Origin of the sequence: Mesorhizobium sp. M5C.F.Ca.IN.020.32.2.1 (genome assembly GCF_004023105.1) — a bacterium.
Classification (GTDB): domain Bacteria; phylum Pseudomonadota; class Alphaproteobacteria; order Rhizobiales; family Rhizobiaceae; genus Mesorhizobium; species Mesorhizobium wenxiniae.
In genome coordinates this window covers 1-1,058 of record NZ_RZSX01001347.1, presented here as the reverse complement: position 1 = coordinate 1,058, position 1,058 = coordinate 1, and the positions used below count along the sequence as shown (strand labels likewise).

The 1,058-nt window shown below is 66.5% G+C and carries 3 protein-coding genes; all 3 read left to right on the top strand.

The window, feature by feature from the left end; all coding sequences use genetic code 11:
- Positions 1-97 precede the first annotated feature (97 nt).
- Positions 98-268: a hypothetical protein gene (locus tag EOA86_RS35875; RefSeq protein WP_156768456.1), complete on the top strand. Its 171-nt coding sequence runs from the start codon at positions 98-100 to the stop codon at positions 266-268.
- Positions 269-347: 79 nt separating this feature from the next.
- On the top strand, positions 348-533 hold the full coding sequence (locus EOA86_RS35870) for a hypothetical protein (RefSeq protein WP_203546886.1): 186 nt from the start codon (positions 348-350) through the stop codon (positions 531-533).
- Positions 517-1,058 (top strand): efflux RND transporter periplasmic adaptor subunit (locus tag EOA86_RS35865; protein WP_128345764.1); only part of this gene is annotated, 542 nt, incomplete at its 3' end. The genes EOA86_RS35870 and EOA86_RS35865, both read left to right, overlap by 17 nt.

Below are 1,058 nucleotides of genomic sequence, written 5' to 3'. Positions count from 1 at the left end.
ACTCTGACCGGCTGCACCGGCCGGCCCGTTTGGCCTACCCCGCGATCGGGCCGGCCGGCCTTTTGTAAAAGAGACTTCCATGTGGGAGATGTTCCTGATGCTGCGGCTGCTGATGGCGGCCGCGCCGGAGCAGCATCGCCGCGGTTCGGCGGCGACGCTGCGGTCGCTGCAGGCCTTCACCGGCGCCACCAGACTCGTCTTCTTTCGCGCGGCATTTCCCATCCTGGGAAAGGGTTCAACCGACGGCGAAATGACTGATGGCCGCTAGTTCGTCGCGAGGAAATACCTGCTGTTTTGCGCCATCATTCTTGCCATGCGGTTGCGCGCTGATCGGCATATTGATGCTGATGGGCATCGCAGCCAGAAACTCGACCCTGCTCAGCCTCGTCGACATGCCGGTGGTCCATGCCTTCATGGACGAGCGCTTCCTCGGCCGGCATCTCAGCCGGCTCCTGGTGGAACCATCCGATGCCGGCAGCCAGGCGGCTTCAGTAATTTCAGGGAAAGATCCAGGCCATGCGCATCCAGTCTAGTCAGTCTCCGCTGCCGGTACGCCGGCTCCCGCCCTGGGCCGGAATGCTGTGCGCGGCGCTTCTTCTGGCTGCCTGCTCGCAGGAGCAGAGCAACGCCCCTGCAGGCATGGGCGGTGTCGGCAAACCCGAGGTCGGCGTCGTCACCCTGCACCCGCAATCGGTGGCGATCACCGCCGAGCTGCCGGGCCGGACCGCTGCCTCGCTCGTAGCCGAGGTCCGGCCGCAGGTCGACGGCATCATCCGGCAGCGGCTGTTCCAGGAAGGCGCCGAGGTGGTGGCGGGGCAGCCGCTCTACCTCATCGACCCGGCGAGCTATCAGGCCGCCTATGACAGCGCCGTCGCGGCCCGGCAGAAGGCTGAAGCCGCGGTGCCCACCGCCCAGGCCAAGTTCGACCGCTATGCCGGGCTGCTGAAGCAGAACGTCGTCTCGAAGCAGGATTACGATGATGCCGCGGCGACGCTGGCGCAGGCGCAGGCCGACGTCGCGTCGGCCAAGGCCAGCGTCGAAACCGCGAAGATCAGCCT